Origin of the sequence: Oscillatoria sp. FACHB-1406, assembly GCF_014698145.1 — a bacterium.
Classification (GTDB): Bacteria; Cyanobacteriota; Cyanobacteriia; order Cyanobacteriales; family Spirulinaceae; genus FACHB-1406.
The window spans coordinates 39,881-66,045 of the sequence record NZ_JACJSM010000026.1; the positions used below are offsets into that span (position 1 = coordinate 39,881).

Annotated in this window: 20 protein-coding genes; 4 read left to right on the top strand and 16 right to left on the bottom strand. The window is 50.1% G+C overall.

What is annotated here, in order from left to right:
- Positions 1–88 precede the first annotated feature (88 nt).
- From H6G50_RS20360 to fba, 6 genes are all read right to left on the bottom strand, one after another.
- A complete protein-coding gene (locus H6G50_RS20360) occupies positions 89–1,432 on the bottom strand; it encodes a HAMP domain-containing sensor histidine kinase (RefSeq protein WP_190720624.1) in 1,344 nt (447 codons plus the stop codon).
- A 42-nt stretch (positions 1,433–1,474) separates the two neighbouring features.
- Positions 1,475–1,678: a DUF2949 domain-containing protein gene (locus H6G50_RS20365; protein WP_190720626.1), complete on the bottom strand. Its 204-nt coding sequence runs from the start codon at positions 1,676–1,678 to the stop codon at positions 1,475–1,477.
- A 656-nt stretch (positions 1,679–2,334) separates the two neighbouring features.
- The gene (locus tag H6G50_RS20370) at positions 2,335–2,907 is read right to left on the bottom strand and encodes a DUF192 domain-containing protein (protein WP_190720521.1); all 573 of its coding nucleotides are present in this window, start codon (positions 2,905–2,907) and stop codon (positions 2,335–2,337) included.
- Between the two features lie 221 nt (positions 2,908–3,128).
- Positions 3,129–3,824, bottom strand: coding sequence for a response regulator transcription factor NblR (nblR, locus tag H6G50_RS20375; protein WP_190720524.1), 696 nt, complete (start codon positions 3,822–3,824; stop codon positions 3,129–3,131).
- A 117-nt stretch (positions 3,825–3,941) separates the two neighbouring features.
- On the bottom strand, positions 3,942–4,859 hold the full coding sequence (locus tag H6G50_RS20380) for an NAD(+) kinase (RefSeq protein ID WP_190720629.1): 918 nt from the start codon (positions 4,857–4,859) through the stop codon (positions 3,942–3,944).
- A 196-nt stretch (positions 4,860–5,055) separates the two neighbouring features.
- Positions 5,056–6,135 carry a class II fructose-bisphosphate aldolase gene (fba, locus tag H6G50_RS20385; protein WP_190720527.1) on the bottom strand — a complete coding sequence of 360 codons (1,080 nt, stop codon included), beginning with the start codon at positions 6,133–6,135 and terminating at the stop codon, positions 5,056–5,058.
- Positions 6,136–6,366: 231 nt separating this feature from the next.
- Here fba and sipA point away from each other — a divergent pair, with 231 nt between their 5' ends.
- Positions 6,367–6,585, top strand: coding sequence for a regulatory protein SipA (sipA, locus tag H6G50_RS20390; RefSeq protein ID WP_190720530.1), 219 nt, complete (start codon positions 6,367–6,369; stop codon positions 6,583–6,585).
- 2 nt (positions 6,586–6,587) lie between these two features.
- Here the strand turns inward: sipA and H6G50_RS20395 are convergent, their stop codons facing one another.
- The 3 genes from H6G50_RS20395 to H6G50_RS20400 all read right to left on the bottom strand — a co-directional run bounded on the left by H6G50_RS20395 (position 6,588) and on the right by H6G50_RS20400 (position 14,420).
- Positions 6,588–11,462 carry a transporter substrate-binding protein gene (locus H6G50_RS20395; RefSeq protein WP_190720533.1) on the bottom strand — a complete coding sequence of 1,625 codons (4,875 nt, stop codon included), beginning with the start codon at positions 11,460–11,462 and terminating at the stop codon, positions 6,588–6,590.
- 161 nt (positions 11,463–11,623) lie between these two features.
- Positions 11,624–11,752: a hypothetical protein gene (locus tag H6G50_RS24510; RefSeq protein WP_277882714.1), complete on the bottom strand. Its 129-nt coding sequence runs from the start codon at positions 11,750–11,752 to the stop codon at positions 11,624–11,626.
- A 415-nt stretch (positions 11,753–12,167) separates the two neighbouring features.
- Entirely contained in the window at positions 12,168–14,420 is a 2,253-nt protein-coding gene (locus H6G50_RS20400) for a bifunctional (p)ppGpp synthetase/guanosine-3',5'-bis(diphosphate) 3'-pyrophosphohydrolase (RefSeq protein ID WP_190720536.1), read from the bottom strand.
- 150 nt (positions 14,421–14,570) lie between these two features.
- Between H6G50_RS20400 and patD the strand changes: the two genes are divergently transcribed.
- The gene (gene patD, locus H6G50_RS20405; protein WP_190720539.1) at positions 14,571–14,924 is read left to right on the top strand and encodes a heterocyst frequency control protein PatD; all 354 of its coding nucleotides are present in this window, start codon (positions 14,571–14,573) and stop codon (positions 14,922–14,924) included.
- 64 nt (positions 14,925–14,988) lie between these two features.
- On the opposite strand, the gene H6G50_RS20410 is transcribed toward patD, so the two are convergent.
- From H6G50_RS20410 to H6G50_RS20420, 3 genes are all read right to left on the bottom strand, one after another.
- Positions 14,989–15,795 (bottom strand): class II glutamine amidotransferase, encoded by an 807-nt coding sequence (locus H6G50_RS20410; RefSeq protein ID WP_190720542.1) that lies wholly within the window; start codon positions 15,793–15,795, stop codon positions 14,989–14,991.
- A gap of 7 nt (positions 15,796–15,802) precedes the next feature.
- On the bottom strand, positions 15,803–16,246 hold the full coding sequence (locus H6G50_RS20415; protein ID WP_190720545.1) for a DUF202 domain-containing protein: 444 nt from the start codon (positions 16,244–16,246) through the stop codon (positions 15,803–15,805).
- A gap of 115 nt (positions 16,247–16,361) precedes the next feature.
- Positions 16,362–16,880: an MgtC/SapB family protein gene (locus H6G50_RS20420; RefSeq protein WP_199303286.1), complete on the bottom strand. Its 519-nt coding sequence runs from the start codon at positions 16,878–16,880 to the stop codon at positions 16,362–16,364.
- A gap of 119 nt (positions 16,881–16,999) precedes the next feature.
- Between H6G50_RS20420 and H6G50_RS20425 the strand changes: the two genes are divergently transcribed.
- Positions 17,000–17,587, top strand: coding sequence for a Crp/Fnr family transcriptional regulator (locus H6G50_RS20425; RefSeq protein ID WP_190720548.1), 588 nt, complete (start codon positions 17,000–17,002; stop codon positions 17,585–17,587).
- Positions 17,588–17,838: 251 nt separating this feature from the next.
- Here H6G50_RS20425 and H6G50_RS20430 read toward each other — a convergent pair whose 3' ends face one another.
- The 3 genes from H6G50_RS20430 to cysK form a co-directional block, all read right to left on the bottom strand.
- Positions 17,839–19,920 (bottom strand): ATP-binding protein, encoded by a 2,082-nt coding sequence (locus H6G50_RS20430; protein ID WP_206756586.1) that lies wholly within the window; start codon positions 19,918–19,920, stop codon positions 17,839–17,841.
- A gap of 24 nt (positions 19,921–19,944) precedes the next feature.
- The gene (locus H6G50_RS20435; protein WP_190720553.1) at positions 19,945–20,187 is read right to left on the bottom strand and encodes a hypothetical protein; all 243 of its coding nucleotides are present in this window, start codon (positions 20,185–20,187) and stop codon (positions 19,945–19,947) included.
- A gap of 91 nt (positions 20,188–20,278) precedes the next feature.
- Positions 20,279–21,241 carry a cysteine synthase A gene (gene cysK, locus H6G50_RS20440; RefSeq protein ID WP_190720557.1) on the bottom strand — a complete coding sequence of 321 codons (963 nt, stop codon included), beginning with the start codon at positions 21,239–21,241 and terminating at the stop codon, positions 20,279–20,281.
- 916 nt (positions 21,242–22,157) lie between these two features.
- Between cysK and H6G50_RS20445 the strand changes: the two genes are divergently transcribed.
- Entirely contained in the window at positions 22,158–23,912 is a 1,755-nt protein-coding gene (locus H6G50_RS20445; protein WP_190720559.1) for a serine/threonine-protein kinase, read from the top strand.
- A gap of 40 nt (positions 23,913–23,952) precedes the next feature.
- On the opposite strand, the gene H6G50_RS20450 is transcribed toward H6G50_RS20445, so the two are convergent.
- A complete protein-coding gene (locus H6G50_RS20450) occupies positions 23,953–25,923 on the bottom strand; it encodes a diguanylate cyclase (protein ID WP_190720575.1) in 1,971 nt (656 codons plus the stop codon).
- Positions 25,924–26,165 lie beyond the last annotated feature (242 nt).

The following is a 26,165-nucleotide window of genomic DNA, read 5'->3' on the forward strand; positions in this document are numbered from 1 at the left end:
AATTTGTATCGTGCTAACTTCTAATGCGACTAATTTGTGTCTGAAGCATTAGGTTTACTATACGACTCGCGAGACTCAGTTTATTTCATTATTTAGCCGCTGGAAGTAGGACGGTAAAGGTCGTGCCGCGATTGAGGACGCTGCTGACGCTAATCTGTCCGCGATGGCTTTCGACGATCGCGCGCGCGATCGCGAGTCCCAATCCCGTCCCCATTTCGCCTTCAGGATCCCTAGCCCGCGCCGGATCCACCCGATAGAAGCGCTCGAACAAATTAGGAACCGCAGATTCGGGAATGCCCGCCCCAGTATCGCGCACCTGCACCTGCAACCAAGTCGTGCGGTCTTTTTTGACGCGCTGCAACTCAACTTCTACGGCTGCTTCTTGCCCCTGTTGGCTGGATACTTCTTGTAAATTAGCGTGTTCGAGCGCGTTGCTAATTAAGTTGGTAAACAAACGCGCCAACCGATCCCAATCGCCCTTCGTCTCAAAAACCGCTTCGCCCAAAGCACAAGCTTCTTCTTCGGGTTCGACAATGCGCGCCGACAGATAAATTCCTTGCTGTTCGGCGATAAGGCGCTGTTCTTCAATCGCTTCAATTAAAAGCGCATCGAGGGGTAACTCTTGTTCGTCGCCTAGCAGCATTCCGCTATCGGAACGGGCTAAAAATAACAAATCGTTGGTTAAGCGCCCCAAGCGGCGCGTCAAGCGTTCGATCGCTTGGAGTTGGCGTTGCCGTTGTTGCGGTTCGGCATCGGGGTAGGCGAGGGCAGTTTGGACGTTGGTTTGAATTGTTGCGATCGGATTTCTCAGTTCGTGGGAAGCATCGGCGGTAAATTGTTTTAAGCGCTGGTAGGAATCGCGCACGGGTTGAATGGCTAGCCCCGATAGCCACCAACCCACCCCGGCAGAGCAGCCGACCATCGCGATTGTTGCCGCGCTTAAGTCTACAATCAGTTGGTGGATCGGTTTGGTGACTTCAAACCAAGGATGGCTGACGCGCAGGTAGCCAATAATCGCCCGCTGGCGCAGGGGTTCGGCGATGTTGCGTTCGATTGGTTGCGTAACTTGTCGCAGAAGTGTATTGCCGGGGACGCGAACGGTATGACCTCGCGAGTAGGGTTGTAGGGGAAGCTCGAGGGGTTCGGGAAAGGTAGACCAAAGTAGCTGTCCGTTGGAGTCGAACCATTCAATCTCAATCCGATCGTCGCCCACAACTTCGACATTGCGATCGAAATTGACTTTCGCGCCTGCTTCGGTTTGGAGAACGAGCGATCGCTCCACAACCTCGACGACATGATTGAGCGTATCGTCAATGCGATCGATCAACGTACTGCGGACATACCCATAAACCCCTGTCGCAAAGACAAGCAGCAACAGCGCCGTAACGCCTGCATACCAGAGTGCTAAGCGACGGCGAGTTGCTTGAAACATTAACGAACCGTTGGACATCGGGCAAACGCCCCTCGGACTCCGTTAGCTCAACCCTTGGGGACTTTCCATCCAATCGAAGATGCGATCGAGTTGTTCGAGCGTGACTAAGCCATACTGCCACAAAATCATGGGGAGAGGGCTAGGGCTTCTTTTATACTGGCGTTCGGCAATCGCGATCGAATCCGTTGAAAGCGCTAATTCTTCTTTAAGGAAGCGAATAAATCGACGATAAGTCACTGGTTTCATCATGGTATTTCACCACCCGGTTTTTAAAATTTTGAAAAGTATTAAACTGAGATTTTATCTAGCAACTTCAGTAGAGACCGAAGGCAATGCCCATCGGTTCCGTATCGTTTGGTTAACTTGACGATGGGTTCATCGAGCGATGCCGTTGAGCTTCGCTATCACTGGAAACCGCGATCGCTCGAGAAGACCTCAAACGCTGTCCTTGGTTCTTTCAGAACAGAAGTTTTCGCAGTATCGTTTTTGCGAATACAACTCCTCTCGATCGCCGGTCTTTTATCGCCCCAATAGCCTATCGAGTGAGGCCGATCTCACACCTAAATTCCGAGGCTGACTACTACCGCCACCAGTTTACTCGTCTCGTCTCGCGAAATCGAATCGGTTTGCGAGGCGTGTTGGAAACTTAACCGTACATCTCATCCGAACGATCTCAGAACTCAATGTAGGATGTTAATCGCGTCAGGCTCACTTGGTTGCGCATCATTCTACCATCATTTTTGCGTGACAATTCTACCTATAAAGAAAGATATCCTTTAGAATTGATTGAAGCTATCTTAAGCGATCGACGATCGGGCTGAAGTCTCGGTTTCCAATTTTGAAACGGAATCGAGCCGTAGAGGAAGTTAAAGATAGAAGCCAATCGAGCCGACACAAACGATTTATTGTCCGCTTGCATCTGCCCCCAAGCGAAGCTCGACACCATCGCCAATTTTCAACCCCAACTCTTCAGCGCGCCCCTCCCGCAGTTCGATCACGCCATCGATGGGTTCTGCCGGACCGTAAGTGGGGCAAGGATCGTCGGTGCAGGGCGGTGCGGTGACAATCGCGCGAATGACTCCCTGGCGAACAAACACCATATCCAGCCCCACCGGTACGTTTTTCATCCAAAACCCAACTTCCCGCGCTGGAGTAAAGGGAAATAGCATTCCTCGATTATCCGGCAAGCGATCGCGAAACATCAGACCGAGGGACTGCTGGGCGGAAGTACGCGCTACCTCCAACTCAATCGTTTCGCCGCCCAAAACCGCTGTGGCTTCAATCGGTAACACCTGTCCTCCCGGTGGTGTTGAAATGATAGACGTACCTGTACTCGCAGAGTTGGAGCTACTAGGAGTCGAACCCGGAGTCGCACAACCGAACATGAATATGCTAATCGCTAGTATGGTACTCAGTTTACCCAGCCCGCAGAAGTTTTTTTCTTTTTCGATTGGCAATTGTCTTTCATTCTTCATTCATTTTATTTCCCATTCATTCTCAATTTTCCATTATCGAATGGCCCTGACTTAAAGCTGGTGGGCGCTGCCCACCCTACGAAACTTCATTCATTCTATTTCAATCTTTATTCTCAATTTTCCATTATTGAATGGCCCTGACTTAAAGCGGGTGGGCGCTGCCCACCCTACAAAACATCTAACTCTTCATTCATTATCAATTATCCATTATCAATTAATAACTAGGTTTCCCGAAGAACGTAACCTACGCCTCGTACCGTCTGAATCAAACGCTTCTCGCCTTCATCTTCAATCTTAAGACGCAAGTAGCGAATATACACCTCAATCACGTTCGACTCCCCTAAAAAATCGTAGCCCCAAACATTCTCGAGAATTTGCTCCCGCGTTAAAACCTCGCGAGGATGACCCATTAAATACTTTAACAACTCAAATTCCTTCATCGTCAAATCGATGCCCCTGCCGTTCCGAAAAGCACGGCGCGTTGATAAATCGAGGCTTAAATCGCCAAAGCGCAACTGTTCGCTTTGGGTTTCTGGCGGTTGTAGGTAGAAGCGAACTACCTCTAAAAACGTTTGCCGACAATTCAACTTCAACAGATAGTCATCTGCCCCTGCTTCCAGACAAGCAATGCGAGCTTCCACCGAGTCCGTTGCCGTCAGCATCAGAATGGGAATGCGATTGCCGCTACTTCTAATTTGGCGACACAATTGCAATCCCGCATCGCCTGCAAGAGCTTGATCCAATACCATCATCGCTGGTTGAAGTTCGTTGACGCGGTGCAGTCCTTTGTTTGTATCGGTGACAATGGCTGTTGCGTAGCCTGCTTCTTGCAAATCGAGGCTTGCCTGTTGCGTAAAGTCCTCATCTGTTTTGACTAACATAACGCAGGGATGGGGGTCAACAGAAGCAACAGACATGGGGGTGAATTATAAATTATGAATTATGAATGCTGAATGCGCTCAATGCTCAATGATGAAAGGGGGACGGGGTGAGAGACTAAAACCTAAGACCTACCCACTATTCGCGATTCCCCGTTAAGGGAGTTCGACGGAAGTCGGCTTAGCAATGTGCGGCAGTCCCCAACCGAGCTTTTCGCGTAAAATGCGGAAAAATTCGGGTCTTTGCAAGCGAATGAAGCGAGCCGAATAGGGCGATCGCTCGACTTCAATGCGATCCTCTGGCAAAATGTAACATCCGCCATTCCCATCGACCACCATAATCATTGGGTTGGGCGTAGCTGGAAAAATCTTGACGGGTTCGCTGTCGGAAAAGACCAAAGCACGCGATGCCAAAGAGTGGGGACAGATGGGTATTAATTGTAGCACTGGCACATCGGGCGTTACGACAGGCCCGCCCGCGCTCAGAGAATAGGCAGTCGAGCCAGTGGGAGTCGAAACAATTACACCATCAGCCGCGATATCGACGGCTGCGTGCTGACCGATTTTAATTTCAAAATGGCACATACTCGTGAGTGGTTCGCGATGGACGACCATTTCGTTGAGACAGAGTGCCTCCCATACAGCTTCATCATTTCGACAGACGCGAACGGTTAGCATCGAGCGCTTTTCGACCCGATAGTTCCCTTCTAACAATTGTTCGAGAACTTTGGGAAGTTGGTTGACATAGGATTCGGTGAGAAATCCCATATGTCCGGTATTAACTGCCAGTAAGGGTAACTTGCAGGGCGCGACTTGACGAAAGGCTGCTAATACTGTGCCATCGCCGCCTAAAACAATTCCAAATGCCATTGTTTCGTCAAAACCCGGAGGAACTAGACCATCGACAGGCGTATGGCAGAGGGGGTTTTCCGGGCGAGCGTATCCGAGGATGCCGCTAAAGCTGGTGGCCATGCAAACCTCGCAGCCCAAACTGGCGAGTTGCTCCTTGAGTTCGTGGGCAACGCGAGTAGCAATGGGTTTAATGTTGTTGTAAATAATGCCTATTTTCGGCACGGCGGATCGTTCCATCTGAAAACCGGGGCTATGTGTTGAATTATCAGCGATCGCGACACCCTCGGGCGCGTTTGTTAAGATTTTGACGCGATTTTCCCGATCTTCCACCCACAAAAAAAGGGCAGCCCAATCGGCTACCCCCATTTTTCAATCGAGTTCCGACAAGCAGAACGTCGATGCTTTTTCGACTCTATGCTTAAGCAGTAGCGGCAGCTTTGCTCTTAGCAGCCAATTCACCTTTAGCATATTTTGCTGCGTAATCTTCCAGCGTCATTTGCTTGATTTTGCTGGCATTGCCCGCAGTACCGAACTGTTGGTAGCGCTCCAAGCAAACTTCTTTCATCATCTTAATCGACGGTTTCAGGAAGTGACGGGGGTCGAAGTTCTTCGGATCTTCTGCCGCCGCTTTCCGGAATGCAGCCGTAATCGCCAAACGGTTGTCGGTGTCGATATTCACTTTACGAACGCCGCTCTTGATTCCCTTTTGGATTTCTTCGACGGGTACGCCGTAGGTTTCGGGAATTGCGCCGCCGTATTGGTTGATGATGGCAATCAAATCTTCGGGAACCGAAGAAGAACCGTGCATGACCAAATGGGTATTCGGTAAGCGGCGGTGAATTTCTTCAATGCGGCTAATTGCGAGGATTTCTCCGGTGGGTTTGCGAGAGAACTTATACGCGCCGTGGCTGGTTCCAATTGCAACGGCGAGCGCGTCAACTTGGGTTTGTTCGACAAAATCGACGGCTTGGTCGGGATCGGTTAAGAGTTGGTCTTTCGAGAGCGCACCTTCAAAACCGTGTCCGTCTTCGGCTTCTCCCATTCCGGTTTCTAAAGAACCCAAACAGCCGAGTTCGCCTTCAACGCTTGCGCCAACCGCATGAGCAACATCAACAACTGCTTTGGTGACAGCAACGTTGTATTCGTAGCTAGCGGGCGTTTTTGCGTCGGCTTCTAAGGAACCGTCCATCATGACGCTGGTGAATCCGTTCCGAATGGCCGAGTAGCAGGTTGCTGGCTCGTTTCCGTGGTCCTGGTGCATCGCAATAGGAAGGTGAGGATAGGTTTCTACTGCGGCGACGATCAGGTGACGCAGGAAGTTTTCCCCAGCATAGCTGCGGGCACCGCGAGAAGCTTGTAAAATCACGGGGCTATCGGCTTCGTTGGCGGCCTGCATGATGGAGATGATTTGCTCCATGTTATTAACATTGTATGCAGGGATGCCGTAGTCGTTTTCTGCCGCGTGATCCAAAAGCAGCCGCATAGGGACGAGGGCCATAAAATATCCTCCTATCTATTTTTTAGCGAGCAGTTGGGCTGTGAACTCAACTATCGTTATTTCTTTTTACTTAGTCAATCTTAAGATAAATTTCAACTTTTGACGCAGGATTTTTGGGGAGGAGGGACGGGGCGAGTCTCGATCGCGGACTTTTAGAGTCAGTGCCATTGCACAATGGATCGTAATCTAGAGAAAATATTGAGGTCATGCCAACCGGCCGCTAAAATTTCTATGAGCAATCCAGAATTTCCGATTGGAGCTAAAGTTAGAGCGATCGCGCTTCCCCCTTACCTGAAAACCGCAGAACCGATGCCGATGCTGCGTCCGCCGGATGTTATCGAAGTCGGTGAGGAAGGAACGGTTCTCGATCGCCGTCCGGGAGGGTTTTGGGGCGTAAGATTCGCTCGAGGCGCATTTTTGCTCGAAAGTCAATACTTAGAGTTAGTTTAAAATCAGGAACCTTCAAAATTGTTGTTAAATTTTTCGAGCAGCCAATAAGTCATCATACCGCCGCGACCTTTGACTTCAATCAATCCTCGCGGTTCGAGGCTGTAAAGATCGCATAAAAGATCGTAAGTTTGAGCGGTGACTTGAATTTTACCGGGAAGGCCGTGAGATTCCATTCTCGAGGCGATGTTGACGGTATCGCCCCAAAGGTCGTAAATAAACTTATTCATGCCGATTACGCCCGCGACAACCGGGCCGCTGTTAATGCCGACGCGCAGACAGAAGGGTTCGCCGTTGTCTTGGTGGAATTCAAGGATGGTTTGCTGCATGGCGAGGGCCATATCCGCGATCGCGCGGGCGCTTTGAAGGCCGGACATTCCACTAAAACCGCCGGCTACCATATACGCATCGCCGATGGTTTTAATCTTCTCGAGGCCGTACTGCTGGGCGAGGCGATCGAAGGCTGAGAAAATTTGATTGAGCATCTTCACCAGATCCGTTGGCGAAGTTCGTGCCGATAGCTGAGTAAAATTAACGATATCGGCAAATAAGATGCTGACTTGATCGAAACGTTCCGCGATCGCCTGCGGTTCTTGTTTCAAGCGTTCGGCAATTCGCTTCGGTAAGATATTCAACAGCAAGCGTTCCGACTTCTCCCGCTCTAAATACAGGGCATCTTCAGCCCGCTTGCGTTGGGTAATATCTTGAGCCGTACCTTCGTAATACATCGTATTCCCTTGTTCGTCCCGCACGACTCGCACGTTCTCCGAAATCCAGATGCGCTTGCCATCCTTACGATAAATGCGAACTTGGAAGCCCGAAACTGCGCCCTCGCGTTCGACTCGTTCGAGCAATTCTACCCGCTGTTGGGGGTGGACGTAGAGTTGTCGCCCGATATGGGAGACGTTTCCGGCCATATCCGCGAAGGTTTCGTAGCCAAACATCTTCACTAAAGCCGGATTGGCGCTTAAATACTGTCCGTCGGGGGTACTCTGGAAAATGCCTTCGGCGGCATTCTCAAAGATGCTGCGATATTTCTCTTCGGCTTCTTGAATGGCTTTAACCACCCGACGGCGCTCGGTAATATTACGGGCGACCCAAATCACGCAATTATCGGGCAGGGGCGAGATGCTGGCAGCAAACCACACCTCGCGCGACTTGGTTGTGTGGGAACTAGAGGGAAGATAGCTCAAATGACTGCTCGAGTCGAGCATTAACGAATATTCCACATAACCTGTCTTGTTGGTTTGCAAGACTTGTTGAATTTGCCGCAGAAATAGGTCTGCGATTTCGTGGGGAAAGACTTCATGGACGGTTTTACCGATGCGATCGTCAGTGGGACTGTAAAGTAGTTCGGAGTTGGTGGCAATAATTTTCACGTAGCGCCCTTCGGCATCAAAAACGCTAATTACGTCTGTCATCGCCGCGAACAAGGCTTTAAGTTCGGCTTCGGATTGGCGCAAGGCGGATTCAATGCGCTGCCGTTCGCCGATTTCGAGGATGAGTTGATGGTTGAGTTGCTGAAGTTCTTCGGTACGCTGGATGACGCGGCTTTCTAACTCTTCATTTAACTGTCTGAGAGTTTCTTCGGCTTGTTTGCGTTCGTAAATATCTTCGACTGTTCCTTCGTAGTAGAGGATTTTTCCCTCGGTGTCGCGCACGGCGCGCGCGTTTTCGGAAATCCAAGTCAGGGTTCCATCGCGACGATAAATCTGCGATTCAAAGCCGACGATCGCGGTACGTTCTTGGATTAAGTCTACAAATTGCTGGCGGCGTTCGGGATTCACGTAGAGTTGTCGTTCGATGGAGCCGATCTCGTTCACGAGTTGCTCTGGGCTGTTGTAGCCGTAAATTCTCGCGAGCGCGGGATTCGCGCTAAGATAGCGACCGTCGGGGGTGGTTTGATAGATGCCTTCGACGGTATTTTCAAAGATGACGCGATATTTTTCTTCGGCTTGGCGCAATCCTTCGATGGCGCGAATGCGATCGCTGACATCAATACCAATGGTAAAGGCGGCGCGTCCTTCGTCGTACTTCTGCGCCACGATTAAATAATGGCGCGTCTGGTTGCCGACGCGGGTGGCAATTTCGCGCGAGACTTCATTGTCACCACAGGCGAAGAATTCGCGCACGAATTCGTCGAAGCTGGAACTGGCTTGTAGGAATCCAATCGGCTGTCCGACGAAGGTTTCGACGCTTAAGCCGAAGGTATTGGCAAGGTGGCGATTGACTCCTAAGTAGCGCAAGTCGGAGCTTATCCAGGAGACGACTCCGGGAACGGCATCGAGGAGGGTGGCGAGTTGATTGCGGGTGGCGCTCAGGTTTTCGCTGGCCCGGACGCGATCGCTGATATCAATGCCGATGATAAAGGCCGCGCGTCCTTCGTCGTATTTCTGGGCGACGATTTGGTAGTAGCGGAGTTTGTTACCGACGCGAGTACAGACTTCGCGCGAGACTTCATAGTCGCCACAGGCAAAGAATTCGCGCAGGAATTCATCAAACCCGGAACTGCCTTGTAGGAAGCCGAGGGGCTGACCGACGAAGGCTTCGACGCTTAAGCCGAAAGTCTTCGCGAGGTGGCGATTGACTCCTAAGTAGCGCAAGTCGGAACTAATCCAAGAAACGATTCCGGGAACGGCTTCGAGGACGGCTTCGAGTTGAGCTTTAGTAGCGCTCAGGCTTTCGGTAGCGCGAACGCGATCGCTGATATCGATGCCGATAGTGAAGGCAGCGCGCCCGCCATCGTATTTCTGGGCGACGATTTGATAGTGTCGTTGTTGGCCGCCGACATTTACAGCAATTTCGTAGGAGACTTCATTGTTATCGGAGGCAAAAAATCCGCGTAGGAAGTCGTCGAAGCCGGAACTGGCTTGCAGGAAGCCGATGGGCTGACCGACGAAGGTTTCGACGCTTAAGCCGAAAGTCTTCGCGAGGTGGCGATTGACTCCTAAGTAATGCAAGTCGGAGCTAATCCAGGAGACGATTCCGGGAACGGCTTCGAGGATTGCTTGCAGTTGGGAGCGCGTCGCTTGCAAGATGTTAGCGGTTTGACGGTGCTGAACGACTTCGGCGATCAGATGGTCGTTAGTATCGAGCAGGGCTGCGGTGCGATCGGCGCATTCTCGTTCGAGTTCGCGTTTGCTGGCTGCTTCTGTCTTTTCGAGGCGTTTTTGTTCGGTAATTTCGCGGACGACCCAAACGACGGATTCATCTTGAACGATCGGGGATAAGCGGACGGAGAACCAAGTTTCTCCGTCGCTGAGAGGGGAGGAGCGATCGCTCGGAAGGCAGTATTCAAAGGCAAGGGTTTCGCCAGTTTCGAGGGTTTTCTGTAAGTGTTGGAGGAAGGCATCGGCTAGGGATGCTTCAAAGAGATCGTGAAGGCATTTTCCGAGGAGTTCGGCGGTCGGTTTGTAGGGATTTTGAGGGTTGGTGGGTGCGATGTTGAGGAATACGCCGCGCGCGTCGGTGATGAAGATGCTTTCTTCGAGGGCGGTGAAGAGGGCGCGCAGTTTGAGACCGTAGTTGAGCATTGCATCTTCCATTTGCTGGCGCGAGGCGATTTCGTTTTGCAATTGGGAGATGGTGACTTCGAGTTCGCGGTTGCGGATTTCGAGTTCGTGACTGCGGCGTACCCACTGGGAAACGTCTTCGAGAACATCGACGAGGACGGTGGAGAGGTTGAGTTGTTCGTTTTCGTGGCCGAGGGAAGGCAGGGGTTTGAGGGCGCGATCGCTACGGGCGACGATTTCAACGAGGTTGGGGGAGTCGATGCGACCGATGTAAATGGGTTGGCTGAGGTGGTGGTTGGTTTCGAGGGTGACGATGCCGTTGGGCGCAATGCAGCGCTGGCTGTAGGCGGCGGCGGCGACGCGATCGAGCTTGAAGGATTCGGCGAGTTCGACGGCTTGTTTCCAGAGTTGGACTTGGGTATAGGCCGCAACCATTGAGGCAGAGGGAAGTTTTTCCGTACCGAACTGTTTCTCGCAATCGGCGATAAACTGGCGATTGCCAGCAGAGTCTAAGCTGGGGAAGTAGGTGCTGAGGCTGTAATGTCCGATCGCGGTTTCGCCGAGTTCTTGCAGTTCGATTTGGCTGAGGTTGAACGCGAGTGTTGGTAACTGCTGGGGGCTAATTCCGGCTTGGTGGAGTTGTTGGTAGAAGGCGATTTGACTGTTGCGGTTGAGGGTGTTGATAATGAGGTCGGGACGGGCGTTCTGGATGCGCGCGATCGCGTCGGTGAAGTCTGTTCTGTTAGGAGCGAGGTAGTCTTCGCCGACGACAATTCCCCCTTGACGTTCGAGTTGCAGCCTCAGCAGCGGATCGTGGAGAACGGCTGCACTTTGGGGGATGGATTTTTTGAGCAGGTAATGGCTGGTTTTGGAAAATAATTCGTCGGAACCGAGGAGGTAGACGCAGTGCTTTTGTTGCTCGAAAAGCCAGCGTGCGGTCAGTTCGACGAGTTGGTTGGGGCAAACGCCGGTATAGAAGATGCGATCGCAGTTGTCTAATTCTTCGTTGGGGGCCGGACACCACAGGAGCGCGTCGTAGCGTTCGAGCCACGGAATCGCCGTTTTACGCTGTTCTACCGTCCACGCGCCAAATAGGGTTGCCATTGCTGGCGATTGCAGGAGCGTTTGCAGTTGGGCGAGATTTTCGATCGCGATCGGTTCGATAGTGCGCCCTAACAGACCGCCCTGTTCGTTGATTTGCGCGATCGCCATTAATGTTGCCGATCGCGCTAGCGAGTCTTCTTTTGAATCGAGAATCCCCACTTGTATCGAGCTATAAACTGATGAATTCGTCCAGTTCGACTCGACCTCTGCGGGACGGTTTAAGACTTCTCTATGCTTAGGATTTAAGTTAGTTTGACCTGACATTGGGCTTAAGTCTTAGAAGCATCCATATTGTGTTTTCAGCGACAGAATTTAACTCGCAATCTTTTGAATTTTATTGCTGCACGCCCAATCCCTGATTGTGTTCGAGATGCCCCTAATTTTAAATACGGTTTTGCCCCTAGCGTTTCCGTCAATTTTTTGACCTAACGCTCTGGCGTATTGGTCTGCCCTGAATTTAAAGTTTTGGTGCTAATGCTTGCCAAGTTCGGCGTTTGGCTGGTTTTTGTAAGTTCCGGCAAAACTCGAGCAATGCACCCGCTCGGCTTCATCATAGCTGAAAACTTCCATCCCATGCCACTGAAATACTCCCTAAGTTTGCCACTCTTAAAGGCTTTTTAGCTCTCGATTCGTTGACGAGCGCGAGCCGGGAGAAGGGGCTTTTTTCAGTGTTATTACGCATGGTTTGTCAAATCTTTTTGAATTTTCTCGAGGTCATTCTAAGTCGAGTGGGACGGGCGCAGCCAACGCCCAACCCCTTTTGGTATTTTTCCAGCACAACCGACGGTGGAAACCTTGCGAGCGAGCCAACATAATTTTAAATTCCGTTGTCTGACTGAGAGCAAAAAGTTGCCAGAAAATCTTGACAAAATCAATTTTTTATGCAACTGTCGATCGCGAAGATTTCCAGTGTCAGCTTAGCATTAGCCTTTCCGGAAATCGACCCCAAACCCGTAGGGAACTGGCTTTTTACAAAACGCTCTCCTCGCTCGCCGAACTGATGCGCCGCAAGTTCAGGATGTCGCTCATTTTGCGGATTTGGTTGCAGATCGTCTCGAGTTGTTCGCGATCGCGGATTTGAATGCCAAGATCGATAGAAGCGGGCTTCCCGATGCTGGTTCTCACCCCTGCGTTACAAACATTAATATTCTGGTCGCTCAAGCGTGCCAAAATATCTTTAAAAATACCGACGCGATCGATCGCTTCGATTTGCAAATTCACCAAATAATTTTGCTGGCGCGCCTGAGCGTTGAGTGGGTTCCAACTGACGGGAACTAAACGTTCGGCTTCAATATTCTCGAGATTGCAGCATCCCTGGCGGTGAATTGAAATTCCCTTCGATCGCGTCACTACCCCAATAATCGCTTCTCCCGGTATGGGATTGCAACAGTTGGCAATACTATAGAGCAACCCTTCCACTCCCACAATTGGCGAGGTACTATCGGTGGGCAGAGGCGCATTGCGCAAGAGCGCTAAGTTAGCTTTAGGGAACTCTGGGACGGCAGGGGTCAGCGGTTGCAAGGTTTTTACCGTATCGCGCAGGCGATTCACCACTTGATTGACGGTTACTTCCCCATAACCGAGGGCGGCTAGCAAATCTTCGACGCTATGGTAATTGCAGCGTTCGGCAACGGTTTGCATCGGTTCGGACTTGAGTACGGTTTCCAGGTTACTTTTTCCGAGTTCTTTTTCTAATAAATCCCGTCCCCGATCCAAGTTTTCGTTGCGGTGCGATCGCTTATACCACTGCCGAATCCGGTTGCGCGCTGAAGGCGTTACCGCATAGTTCAACCAATCCAAACTCGGATGGCTATTTTTCGCCGTAATAATATCGACGATATCGCCATTTTTCAACTCTTGCTCCAATCCCGACCAGCGCCCGTTAATCCGCGCCCCTTTCATATGGTTGCCGATCTCCGTATGGATGCGATAAGCAAAATCTACGGCTGTCGCCCCCCGACTGAGAGACATAACATCTCCTTTCGGGGTAAATACATAAACTTCGTCGTCGAAGAGATTATCTTTCAGGCACTCGACATACTCCCGCGCATCTTTGAGATCGTTTTGCCATTCCAGCAGTTGGCGCAACCAAGTAAATTTTTCGTCGCTTTGGGTGAATTGCGTCATTTGCGAACCGCCGGTTTCTTTATAAACCCAGTGGGCGGCGATTCCGTATTCGGCGATGTAGTGCATCTCTAGGGTGCGAATTTGCACTTCCAACGGGCGACCCGTCAGCCCGACCACAGTAGTATGTAAGGATTGATAGCGGTTGGGTTTGGGCAAGCCGATGTAATCTTTGAAGCGGCCGGGAATCGGCGTAAACTGGTCGTGGACGACGGCAAGCGCGCGGTAACATTCGTCTTTGGTTTGGGTGATGATACGAATCGCAGCGATATCGAAGATTTGGTGAAATTCTTTTTGCTGATTCGTCATCTTTTGGTAGATGCTGTAGAGGTGTTTGGGTCTGCCTTTAATTTCCCAAACGTTAATCCCTAATTCTCGCAGGCGCGATCGCAGCTTTTCAATGACGTTTTCGATGCGTTGTTCGCGATCGATCCGTCGTTCGGCGACTAACTCTTGGACTTGGCGGTAGGCATCAGTTTCCAGGTATTTAAAGCATAAATCTTCTAATTCCCACTTAAAATGCCAAATCCCTAAGCGATTCGCGAGCGGGGCGAAAATATCGCGCGTTTCCTGGGCGATGCGTTTTTGTTTCTCCGGTTTCAAGGCTTCTAGCGTTCGCATATTGTGCAGGCGATCTGCCAGCTTCACCAAAATGACGCGAATATCCTGCGCCATCGCCACGAACATTCGTCGGAAGCTTTCGGCTTGACGTTCGGTTTTGCTCGAAAAGTTGAAGCCCGAAAGTTTGGTGACTGCTTCAACGAGTTGCTGGACTTCGCTACCAAAGCGTTCGCCAATTTCTTCGATGGTGACATCGGTATCTTCGACGACATCGTGAAGGAAACCGGCGGCAATCATGGCGCTGTCGCCGCCGATGTCCCGTAGTAAGCCAGCAACGGCGACGGGATGGGCGATGTAAGGTTCGCCGGACTTGCGGTATTGACCTTTGTGCAATAAGTAGGCAAACTCAAAGGCGCGACAGATTAAGTTATTATCGTCCTCGGATAGGAGATTGCCATTGCGATCTGCGATCGGACATTGACCCAGCCAGTCGGGAATAGCGAGGTCGGTGGGTGCGGTAACGGTAAGTGCAGCCATAAGTTTAGGGGAGAATATATAAGGGTTAGGTTTCGGATAGAAAATTCCTAATTTTAAAAATCTTGCGAGACTGCAAACGGCTGTATGTTACATATTCTCGCTTAAAAAGCAAGCGTTGTTATAGAAAGTTTAATTTAAGGGACGTTGTTAATGCTGCCCGCTTTACATTGTCAGCACTACGAAGAATGGTCGAACGCCCTCGAAAGATTGAAGGATCGGGTTGAACGAGGAGTCAACCTTTCAGAAGAATTTACGGCGGTGCAACAACTATACCAGGAGAAAATTGTAACGTTAAGTCATCAAGGGATAGATTTTGCAAGCGCACCGCGCTACCAATCCCTGCAAACCGAAATTCACCGCACTCTGCGCCTGTTGCAAGCCGATCTTCTTTTCCTCAAGGCCGCGCGCAAAAGTGATACCGTTCTAGAACGGCAACGTACTTGCTTGCAGCACGTCAAGCAACTAATCGGGTATTGCAGCGCGATTTTAAATTTGGGGGCTTAATGTTAGGGTGCGATCGCGTTTAAAATGCGATGCCAGCCACGCCCTTTTAGGGGGACTTGAGAATTTACTGGAACGAAAAGTATTTGGCTTCGGGTTGGCGCAGCCCGTACTGGGGTAAACCGTCCTGAAAAGCCAGCAGTTCCCCCGGTTGGAGTTGCGTCCAGATTTCATTATCGGTGAGGGGCGCAGTGGCGACAACCGCTACGCGATCTTGCGGGCGCGTTAATTCGCGGAAATCGACGGTTAAATCGCGATCGATTAAATGCGCGGCGGCAAAGGGCGCTTGGCGAATAATATAGTGTAGATTTGTCGAGCAATGGGCGAAAAATGACTCGCCATCCGACAGTAAATAATTGAAAACTCCTTGTTGGGCTAAGGTTTCAGTGGTCGCTTTTAAAATTCTATACAATTGCTCTAAAGGGGGTTTTCTCTGGGGAAATTCCTGTCGCCATCGATCTAAAATCGTACAAAACGCTTTTTCGCTATCTGTATCTCCCACGGGTTGATAAAACTGATACCCTATGGGTTCAAAGTCGGGCAGGTTGCCGTTATGTGCGAAAACCCAATATCGTCCCCAAAGTTCCCGTCGGAAAGGGTGACAATTTTCGAGCAAGATTTCGCCTTGGGTGGCTTTGCGAATGTGGGCGATAACGTGGGTGGAATGAATGGGGTAATGGCGTACTAAATCCGCTGCTGGCGAAGCGACGGACGGATTGGCATCGATAAATAAACGACAGCCTTTCCCTTCAAAAAAAGCAATTCCCCACCCATCTTGATGGTCGTCGGTTTGCCCGCCTCGGGCGGAAAATCCTTCAAAGGAAAAGCAGATATCGGTGGGAACATTGCAGTTCATTCCGAGGAGTTGGCACATAACTTTTTTAACCTAAGTCTTCAAAAATCATTAATTCGCCGGGATTGCTGGAACTGACGGCGACAAAGTACAGAATTCCCGTTCCTAAAAAGGTAACGGCGAGACTGAATAAGATTACCCAGCGATCTGCCGGTTGGTAGGTATCTTCATCGATATCTCGCCGCACGGCAAAGTAGTGCTGCGTACTCAGAATAACGGTTAATAAGCCGACGATCGCGAATAAAAAGCCGAGTTGACCGCCGTAACCGGGACGGGGGACTAATGGCGGGTGATAGGCTCTTATTCTTAGGATAACGACCCCGAACCCCATCAGCGCGATCGCGGTTCGCATCCAAGCTAGATAGGTTCGTTCGTTCGCTAAATGATCTCGAATCCGCGAAGAATTATATTTCTTTTTTGGGGGCGGGGCTTCTGACTCAATTTCGGGCGATTTTAGGAGCGGAAATTTCACGACTGATGTGGGATTTAAGATGGGTTAAAGGATGCGAGTTAAAAGTTGGATTTTCGGACAATTTGAAGTACAGTCGGCTCTGAAACCGAGTTTCTCAGAAAATCGTTGGGAAAAGTTATTCCTTCGAGCGGTATTCTTTTTCGACCTGTGGAGAGCGACCGTACAAAATCCAGTGCTTGTGTTTTTTGATTCGTTTGACTCCACTGAGAATGCCTAATGCGAGAAGCGTTCCCACTAATACCATTCGCCATAATCCACAACCAGCAGCTACTCCTAACCCTGCTACCAACCAAATCGTCGCAGCAGAAGTCAATCCTTTAACTCGAATTCGGTTCAGTTCTTGATGAGATTGTTGCAGAATAATTCCCGCTCCTAAAAACCCGACTCCGGAAGCAACCCCTTGAATCGTGCGGCTCAGAGCATTGGAAGAGGCATACCCAACATCACCCTCGGCTTGCAAGGGAATCATGACAAACATGGCTGCCCCCAGACTCACGATGGTAAAGGTTCTCAGCCCTGCCGGTCTGCCGTTGCGCTGACGGTTAATCCCGATTAGGCAACCTACGGATGCCGCAAGAATGAGGCGGAAGGATAGACTTTGCCAGTCTGCGGCACTAAAGAACATCGATTCCATGAGTTGTCCTCCAACAAGCCAGAATGCGATCGCGAGAGCCGTCAATCGCTTCGTAGATAGATTATGATACAATTCAAAATTAAATACAAGAGAATTATAATTCAAAGCTAGTAAAAAGCATGACCGTATTGCCCGCTTCGACTCAATCCCTTCAACCGATCTCCTTACGCTACGAACGCCGCAGTCAACTGCCTCCTAGAGAGGACGTATTCTGGAAAATTCGATCGGGAGCCGTGCGGACTTTTACGTGGTCGGAAGATGGAAGCCTTGTCACCTTGGGTGTTTGGGGTCAGGGAGATGTGGTATCTCGCCTGCTGTCGGGGGCGAATCCCTATCAAATTGAATGCTTGACGGCGGTGGATGCGATCGCGTTACCCTTGAGCCATTATGCTGAGGTGAATGATGCCCTCATTCGCCACGTCCGAGAACTTCAGGAATTTCTACAAATTCTTCGCAGTCGTCCCATCGATTTGGGGTTGATGCGCTTGCTCCATTGGTTGGGGAAAAAGTTTGGGCGCGAAGTCGAAACGGGACAATTGATTGACCTCCGTTTGACGCATCAGGAACTTGCCGAAATTTTGGGGACGACAAGAGTGACGATTACTCGCATTCTCAAGGATTTAGAAGCAGAAAGCATTATCGAGCGATTGCCGGGGAAATTAATTATTCTTCAGGAAGCAGCTTCGGCTTGGTATTATGAAATTTAACGGAGCCGATTTTTTCTTTAATAAAGTTTACGAAAATTGCGGTTTTTTTGAATTTTTGCTTGCTTTATTTGACTTTTAGGGGTATTATTTAGATAATGGAAATAGACGCAGTTTAAAAATAGATGCACAGATTTCCATTATTTAAATAGTATAGTCAAATTTTCCGAAAAAAGCAAGCCCCATTTTTTCAAAAAATCCCCCACTTTCCGCAAATACCGGATAGTGAATTGACCTCAATTTATCTCCCCCAATTATATCCCCGTTCCATCCCAAAAATTCTCTAACAAACGCTCCACAGGTGTTTCGGAAGTCAATTCATGAGTCTCGCGTTTGGGGGTTTCCCGCCCGATCGCAGAATGCACGGGAAGCTCAATCAAAAATTCCGTTCCCTGCCCCAAAGTTGACTCGCACCATAACGCTCCGCCGTGGCGCTCTACAACAATTTGATAGCTAATCGCTAGCCCCAATCCCGTCCCTTTGCCTACGGGTTTTGTCGTATAAAACGGCTCGAACAAACGAGTTTTAATCGCCTCTGCAATACCGGCTGCATTATCGGCAATGCGGACGGTGACAGCTTGTTTTCCAGGTAAATAGCGCGTTTGAATTTTGATGAAATAGTCCTTCGACTTTTCGGCTTGCCAATCGCTCTCGATCGCGTCGATGGCATTGGCAATAATATTCATAAAGACTTGATTCAGTTGCTCGGCATAGCAGGCCACTAGCGGCAAGGTATGATAGTCTTTAATCACCTCAATTGCAAAGCAATTTGTCTTATCCCGCAAGCGATGCTGCAAGATCGTTAAAGTATCCTCAATTCCCTCCTGAATATTCGCCAATTTCGGGCGGTCGTCTCCCAAACGCGAAAATTGACGCAACGATTGAATAATCCCCATAATGCGTTCGACTCCCACCTGCATCGAAGTCGAAAGTTTTTCCATATCTTCGAGAATAAACTCAAACTCAATCTCCTCGCTATACTCGATGACTTCCAGCGCGGGTTCGGGGTAATAGTGACGATACAATTCCACCAGCCCGACCAAATCTTTAGCATATCGAGCGATATACTGAAGATTGCCGTAAATAAAGTTAGTCGGGTTATTAATTTCGTGAGCGAGTCCGGCAACTAAGATACCTAAGCTCGACATTTTTTCGGCATGAATGAGGAGCGATTGGGCATCCTGGAGTTTTGCTAAAGCCTCCTGAAGTTGCTGGGTTTTGAGCGTTCGTTCCTTAGCAATCTTTTCAACACTTTCCGTATGTTCGAGCAGTTTGTAGAGATAGAAAGCTGTCAAGCCAGAGATTAGAATGCCAATGCTTAAAGCAACCCAAGCTTGCCAGTATTTTCGAGGGTTGTGATAGTCAGAGGTTAGCAAAAGGTTGACTGACCAACGACGATTTTGGAGGTTGAGGATGCGCGTACAGGCACTCCCATCGAAGCAAGAAACTGGGCGACCTAGAGAAGAAAAGAGATCGGGTTCTAGAGCGGTAATAAATTGTTGCGATTTTGCGAAATAAACGCCTAATAGTTGCCTATTTTTGGGTTCGATTAAGTCTTGAAAACTGAGATCGACGGCTTCGAGTTCTGCTTTTTTAAGGTTTAAATGTAGGAAAGAATCGATTTGGAAGATACCAAGAACAAATCCTTTTAAATTGGTGCGATCTCGTTCTTCAATCGCTTCGTGAGGGGAAGATGGGCGATAAACGGGGGCGACGATTAACAATCTCAGTTGCCGATCGCTTTGTCCCTGGATCGACAGGGGTGCAGTTGCGAGAATTTCTTTGCGCGCAACCGCCGTTTCTAAGGTCGATTTAACGGTAGAATTGACGGCAGATTCAAGTCCGGGAATAGCGGCTGCGGCAGACTGGGGAAAGAGGGTGGCAACGGTAAAGGTAGCCGGTCGAGCGTCATTTTGCGGTAGCCACGCGATCGCCTCAATACCAGAGTGACGGTAAAGAGGGTATTGAATGAATTGCTCCAAGATGGACGGTTTGACTTCTCCCTCCGAGGTGGCATATAACGTGACGGCCGTTCTCACAATATCGAGATTGCTTTCAAAATCGGTTTGTAAGTCGGTGGCGAGGCGATCGAGTTTTTGTTGCAATTCAAGTAATTGATAGCTTTCGAGCAATTGGTAGGTTTTGGAGCAAGCCGCGATCGACAGTCCAATTCCCAAACCCAAGGCTAAACTCGTCGGGAGATAGCGACGATAGGGATGTAAAAGTTTAGCGATCGCGCGCGGCGACTTTCCGAAGTCTATCGCCCCAAACGATCGCCGAACTTGACGTTTTATGACGCTCAAAAACCGGAAAGTGTTCGTGTTGTTGAATTCCATTCATCGAATCGTTGAAGGATTTGCTCAAAAGGAAGCAAAAGGTTGCAACGCGAAGGGACAGGAGTGCCAGCAACCGCGTACTGAAACGCTCAGCTTGCAGCAATAACCGCTGCTGCGCCCTTGAAATTGGTAATACCGGCAGCAACGGCAAACGGAAGGGCAGGAGCGCGGATTGGCTCGCAACGGAACGCGATCGTGTAACGCTCGAGGAACGAGATCTCGCTGTTGCTGAAAATTCCCGTCGGAGGAGTAAGAGATTGCTGTCATGGCCGGAAAAAGAGAGAAGAGAACCGAACAATTGAGCGATGACCCAGATGAATGGTATTAAGTAGGGGCGAGTGGCCATTCGCCTTACTATTTAGCGAGCAACGGCGAATACTGGCGCTTCCAACTCCGCAAACAACGGCGTACTTAAATACCGCTCGCCGAAACTGGGTTGAACGACAACAATTAACTTGCCCGCAAATTCAGAACGTCGAGCGACTTGAATCGCCGCTGCTAATGCCGCACCCGTAGAAATGCCCGATAATAACCCTTCTTCCCGAGCCAAACGACGGCTATAATAGGTAGCTTCGTCGTCAGAAATTCTGATAATTTCGTCAATTAAATCGACTTCTAAAACTTCGGGAATAAAGCCTGGACCGATGCCTTGAATTTTGTGAGGGCCGGGATCGCCGCCGGATAAAACGGGGCTAGCAATGGGTTCGACGGCGATCGCCTTAAAGCTCGGTTTTCGCGGCTTAATCGCGCGAGCAACGCCAGTAATCGTTCCGCCCGTTCCCACCCCCGCAATCAAAACATCGACTTGCCCGTCGGTATCTTTCCAAATTTCTTCGGCGGTGGTGAGTTGATGAATTTCGGGGTTAGCAGGATTGGCAAACTGTTGCAAAATATAGGCATTGGGGAGCGATTCGAGGATTTCCTGCGATCGCCGAATCGCTCCCCGCATTCCCTCGCTTCCCGGCGTGAGTTCCAACTGCGCCCCATAAGCGCGCAACATCGCCCGCCGCTCCAAACTCATGGTTTCTGGCATCGTTAAAATCAGTTGATAGCCTTTAGCTGCGGCTGCCATCGCTAGAGCAATCCCGGTATTGCCCGAAGTCGGTTCGACAAGAATGGTTTCTCCCGGCGCAATCTTGCCTTCTCGCTCGGCCACTTCCAGCATATGAACCCCTATGCGATCTTTCACCGAAGCGGCGGGATTCATGCTTTCGAGTTTAAAGACAACGCGAGCCAGACAGCCTTCGGATTGGGGAATGCGATTTAACTGGACTAAGGGCGTTTTACCGATGAGTTGGGTGATATTTTCAGCAATGTTCATGGTTTTTTAGGATTTTCGGTATTTTTGGATAAGCTAAAACACATTTAAGTCCCCTCGTCCCTTCACATCCCCGTTCAAATGCAGGTCAACTTGGAGTTTCCTCGCCCCAATGTATTAGCAAGTGGTAAATCTAGGCTCCCCATCCGGTTTCAATGGGTTAATCCGCACGTCTAAGATTCGCAGGTTGCGATCGCTGGTGTGTTGGGCAGCCCACTCGGGTTTGATGAAGGATTGCCAATGAATATGGGTTCGGTCTCGATTGAGCTTCCTGCTACAAGCGTATTTATAATTGAATCAAAATACAAGTCAACTATGATACATTTAAAATTGAATCTTGTTGCCAGCCGGATAAAGGAACACAATGCGACTTACTGGAGGGCAGTTCGGGCGCACTCGCAACCAGCGGCGAGTGTCGTTAACCTTAACGGAAACCAGTTAACGAAACGAACGGAAAGAAATCGGCGCTAAAGATTGTCTGATAGCAGAATTTTTTCAGTCCTGTCGATCGCGGTCTTCCGAGTGAGGATATAGCGCACTTTTTTATAAAGCTTTCGTAAAAGTAATATTAGAAATCCGTAAAAAAACGGTTAAGTCGTCAAGCCGGTTGAGGAACGTTAAACTAAGAGAAGGCTGAGCGATGAGGAGATAACCGGCACTCTGTTGTCGAGAACAAAGCCAACGAAAAAGTAAAAACTCAATAAATTTCCCGTTTGCCTATTTTGTAAGTCGAACAAAATAGAAGGGACTCTCGCTCGGTTAAAACCCATAAAATTTACCGGAACCCAATTCAATAATTCCTGAATGATGCCTGTGAAGATTTCGCGTAATTGAAACTTTCCGCTCGCTTTCACTGAGGAATTGCCCGGACAATCCCTTTCGATCTTTGGCTTTAACGTTTTAAAACATCTCCGCTGCTATGAGCTTGTGCATTAATCCCAACTGCTCTCAACCCGACAACAATAGCGATACCGACGAGCGGTGTCAAAGCTGTCATTCCCCTTTATTATTACTCGATCGCTATCGAGTTGTACGATTGCTCAGCGATAATACCGGCTTTGGGACGGTTTACGAAGCCGACGATCGCGGCACGTCTAAAATCTTGAAAGTGCTAAAGGTTCAAGCGCCCAAAGCGATCGAACTGTTCCAGCAAGAATCGCAAATTCTCAGTCAATTCAACCATCCCGGCATTCCCAAAATCGACTGTTATTTCTCGATAACGCCCACCAACGGCAGTAAAGCACTGCATTGCCTGGTGATGGAAAAAATCCTGGGTCAAAACCTACAAACTTGGCTCGATCTCAATTCTCCCATCGATACGGCCACCGCGATCGATTGGTTGAGGCAGACATTGGCGATCTTAGATTGCGTCCACCAACAAAACTTCTTCCATCGCGATCTCAAACCCGCAAATATCATGCTGCGCCCGAACGGGCAACTCGCCCTAATCGACTTCGGTACGGCCCGCGAAATCACTCAGACTTATCTCGCTAAAATGGGCGGCGTATCGGGAATTACCAGTATTGCTTCGGCGGGGTACACCCCTTTAGAGCAAAATAATGGCAAAGCCGTCCCCCAATCGGATTTTTACGCCCTCGGACGAACTTGGGTGTATTTGCTTACAGGTCAGCATCCGACGGAATTCGACGAAGCGGAGCAGGGTAAACTTTTATGGCAAGAAGCGGTAAAGGAGCCTTTTCCGCCGTTATTGACCTTAATTGATGAGATGATGTCTCCGTTTCCCGCGCAACGTCCTAAAGATACGCTGGAAATTTTAGAGCGGTTGGATAAGCTCGAATCGCTCTATAAGGCTTATTGTGAGGATCCGTCAATTCTGGAACGCCTTAGCGCCGAGCGAACCCCAGAAGGTGGCGCGCTGGAATCGCCAAGGGATCGTCGGTACGCGAGGGATTCAGCTTCCCGACCCAAGGCTGCTATCGCCGATGCAGCGCGCGCTGATTCTCCGATTTTGCCAACCGTGCTTCATTCTCGCCGAGCGCGTCTTTGGCAGGTTGGGGGCGCTGCGGCGCTGGCTGTGGTAGGGATGGTGACTGTAGGGTGGTGGCAAACGCGATCGCAGCCTACTGCCATGACTCCAGCAGCCTCCTTAACATTGGTTCTGCCAGAAACATCAAGCCTGCCCCTTCCCGAAGCACCTCCCAGTCCAGTTGCAGTGGTTGCCACACCGACACCAACCCCAACCTCCACCCTCCTTTCCCTCGAAGACGAAAAGAAACAAGTGAAGTTAAAGGTGCTATCTCTGCGCAAAAAAAATAACGCCGTGGTATTAGAAATAAGCTTACAGAATAAAAGCGGCCGTCCGGTCAAGTTTTTACCTAACTTTATCGAATTGACAAACGAACGCGAGCAGGAAGTGAGCGCCGTTCCTGAAGGACTGCCGACGGAGTTACCGGCGAGCGGGAAGGTGGTTTCCGGGCGGCTGGAGATTCCCAAGGGATTGTTAGCGGACGCTGAATTTCTGAGCCTGAAACTGACCAATCCCGATGATGAAATCCTGCTCGAAGTTCCGAAAATCCCGATCGCGGAGTTTTCCGATTCCAAACCGCCCGTACCAACGCCTGCGGCAGCTAGGCCTTCGCCTTCTCCCACCCCCACCCCGTCAGTTTCGCCTTCTGGGGAACCTCCCGTATCTCCGGTAGAGCAAAGTCCATAAATAATTCTTGACAATCCCCTGGCAGTTGGCGAAAGGAGTGTCAACCGCCACTATTAACGTCCTCAGAAACGGCGCGATCGCGACCTAGGGTTTTAGCGCGGTAAAGAGCGCGATCTGCCGCAGCAATCAGGATTTCCGGTTCTAAAGTCGGGTCGGGGATCGTCGTTGCTACCCCCAGACTGAGCGTGATCCGATCGCTCGCCAACGACGCAGAGTGAGGCAGATTTAACAAGCGGATTTGCTCGTTAATCGTACCCGATAAATACAATGCTCCTAACAGAGGAGTATTGGGTAAGACGATCGCGAATTCCTCGCCGCCGTAGCGAGCAACGAGATCGGTGGAACGTCTGACATTCTCGTGCAGGCAGCGAGCAACCTGTTGCAGGCAGCGATCGCCCTGAAGATGCCCGTAGGTGTCGTTGTAAGCTTTAAAAAAGTCCACATCGCAGATCATTAAGGAAAGCGGTTGCTGTTGTCGGGCGAGGCGCTTCCACTCTTGGAGGAGATACTCATCAAATTTGCGGCGGTTGGCAACTTGAGTCAAGCTATCAATAGCGACTTGAATTTCCAGAAGCTGATTCGCGGCTTGGAGTTGATTGTAGCGTTCTGCTTGGTCGATAGCAGCACCGAGTTGAGCGGCTAACTGCGAGAGGAACCTCAGTTCTAGCGGCTGCCATTCCCGAGAGTGGCTGCATTGATGGACGACAAGAATCCCCCAGAGCGCGCGTTCCTCCGCGCGGGGTTCGCTCGGTATGGGGACAACAAGCTGAGAGAGAATATGCAGGGATTCGAGAACCGAGGAGGCAACACCATCGAGCTTCCCAAAGTCCCAAGCATCAAAGTATTGAAGGTTGTTTTGGCGCTCGTCGAACCAGTGCCACGACTGCACCGACGGCAAACCCCCCGCCGATGACTCGACGATGACGTTCCCGCTACCGTTTGGCTCGAAGCGATAAATTAAAGCGCGATCGGCTCGCAAAAAGTTGCGCGCACCTTCCACCGTAATATTTAGCAGTTCGGCAATTTTATGCGTTTGCTTGAGGCGGTAAGCAATCGTTCGCAAACTTCCTTCCCGTTCCGCCAACAGTTTGAGGGCTTGTTCGGCGCGTTTGCGATCGCTAATATCTCGATAAGCACTTAAAAGCCATTTTTTACCGAGATAGTCAATAGCGGAACTGGACACCAAGAGGGTTTTGTTCGTCCCATCTTTCGCCCGGATGGTCGTTTCGATATCCCGGCAGCGACCGCCGTAAGACACGGTTTCAATCCCCCCGATCGCGCGCTGGCGCTCTTTGGGATCCGGATAGAGCAGTTCTAAGAAATTTGTAGCGTTATTCGCTTCTTCGCCGCTATAGCCAGTAATTTCAACCATTTTGCTATTGTAAATCGCAAAATTGCCTTCAAAGTCGCTGACAGTAATCCCTTCGTTAACGCTTTCGATCGACATTAACAAGTGGTGGACTAAGTTCTCGATTTGCTTTTGAGCCGGTGGATCTAACATCATTTGTTCGATACTTTGCAGTCGCGCGCGGGTCTGTTGCAAATCGATTTCGACACTCGCGAGGCGCTCTTCTAACTCGCAGTTACGCCGCTCTAGTTCGAGTTGAGTTTGTTTGTCGGCGGTCACTTCTTGTGCTATTAATATCCAGCGATTGCGCCCGTCCGAGCGACCGACTAGCTCGAAGGAGCGATCGCGCACCCAGCGAACCTCCCCAGTTTTGGTCAATAGACGGTATTCTAAGGGCAACGGAACCCGCCTGGTTTCGTGCATCCTCGCTTTCCGCACGCGATCGCGATCTTCCGGATGAACGACCGCTAACCAATCATCCGCCGAAATTGCCGCGCCCTCTTCAACTTCCATCAATCCTTGCAACCCAGTGCTTCGGTAAAAATTTTCTTGAGTTGCCGGATCGGCAATCCATAAAACAGCATCTAGCTGCTCGACAAACTGACGCATTTGCTCCTCAGTTTCAGCTAAATATTCAATCCATTGCTCTAGGGGTAGCCTCAAACTTCCTCCAATGCGTTTTTACAGCTTGGGAGCGCTTCTCGCCCATTCATTTTCCGGGCTGGTTTGACCATTGCACGCCACGAGACGGCAAACGGAACCCAGTCGGAAGACGATCTGCTGTACGCGATCGCTCCTTCTTTCTTCTGTCGGAGGATATAAAAATTTTAATCAATTTACTCTAGGTTTTGCGAAGCGGGAAGTTCTCTCGATTCCGCGCTCTGCGAGCTAACCCACCCCTTCTT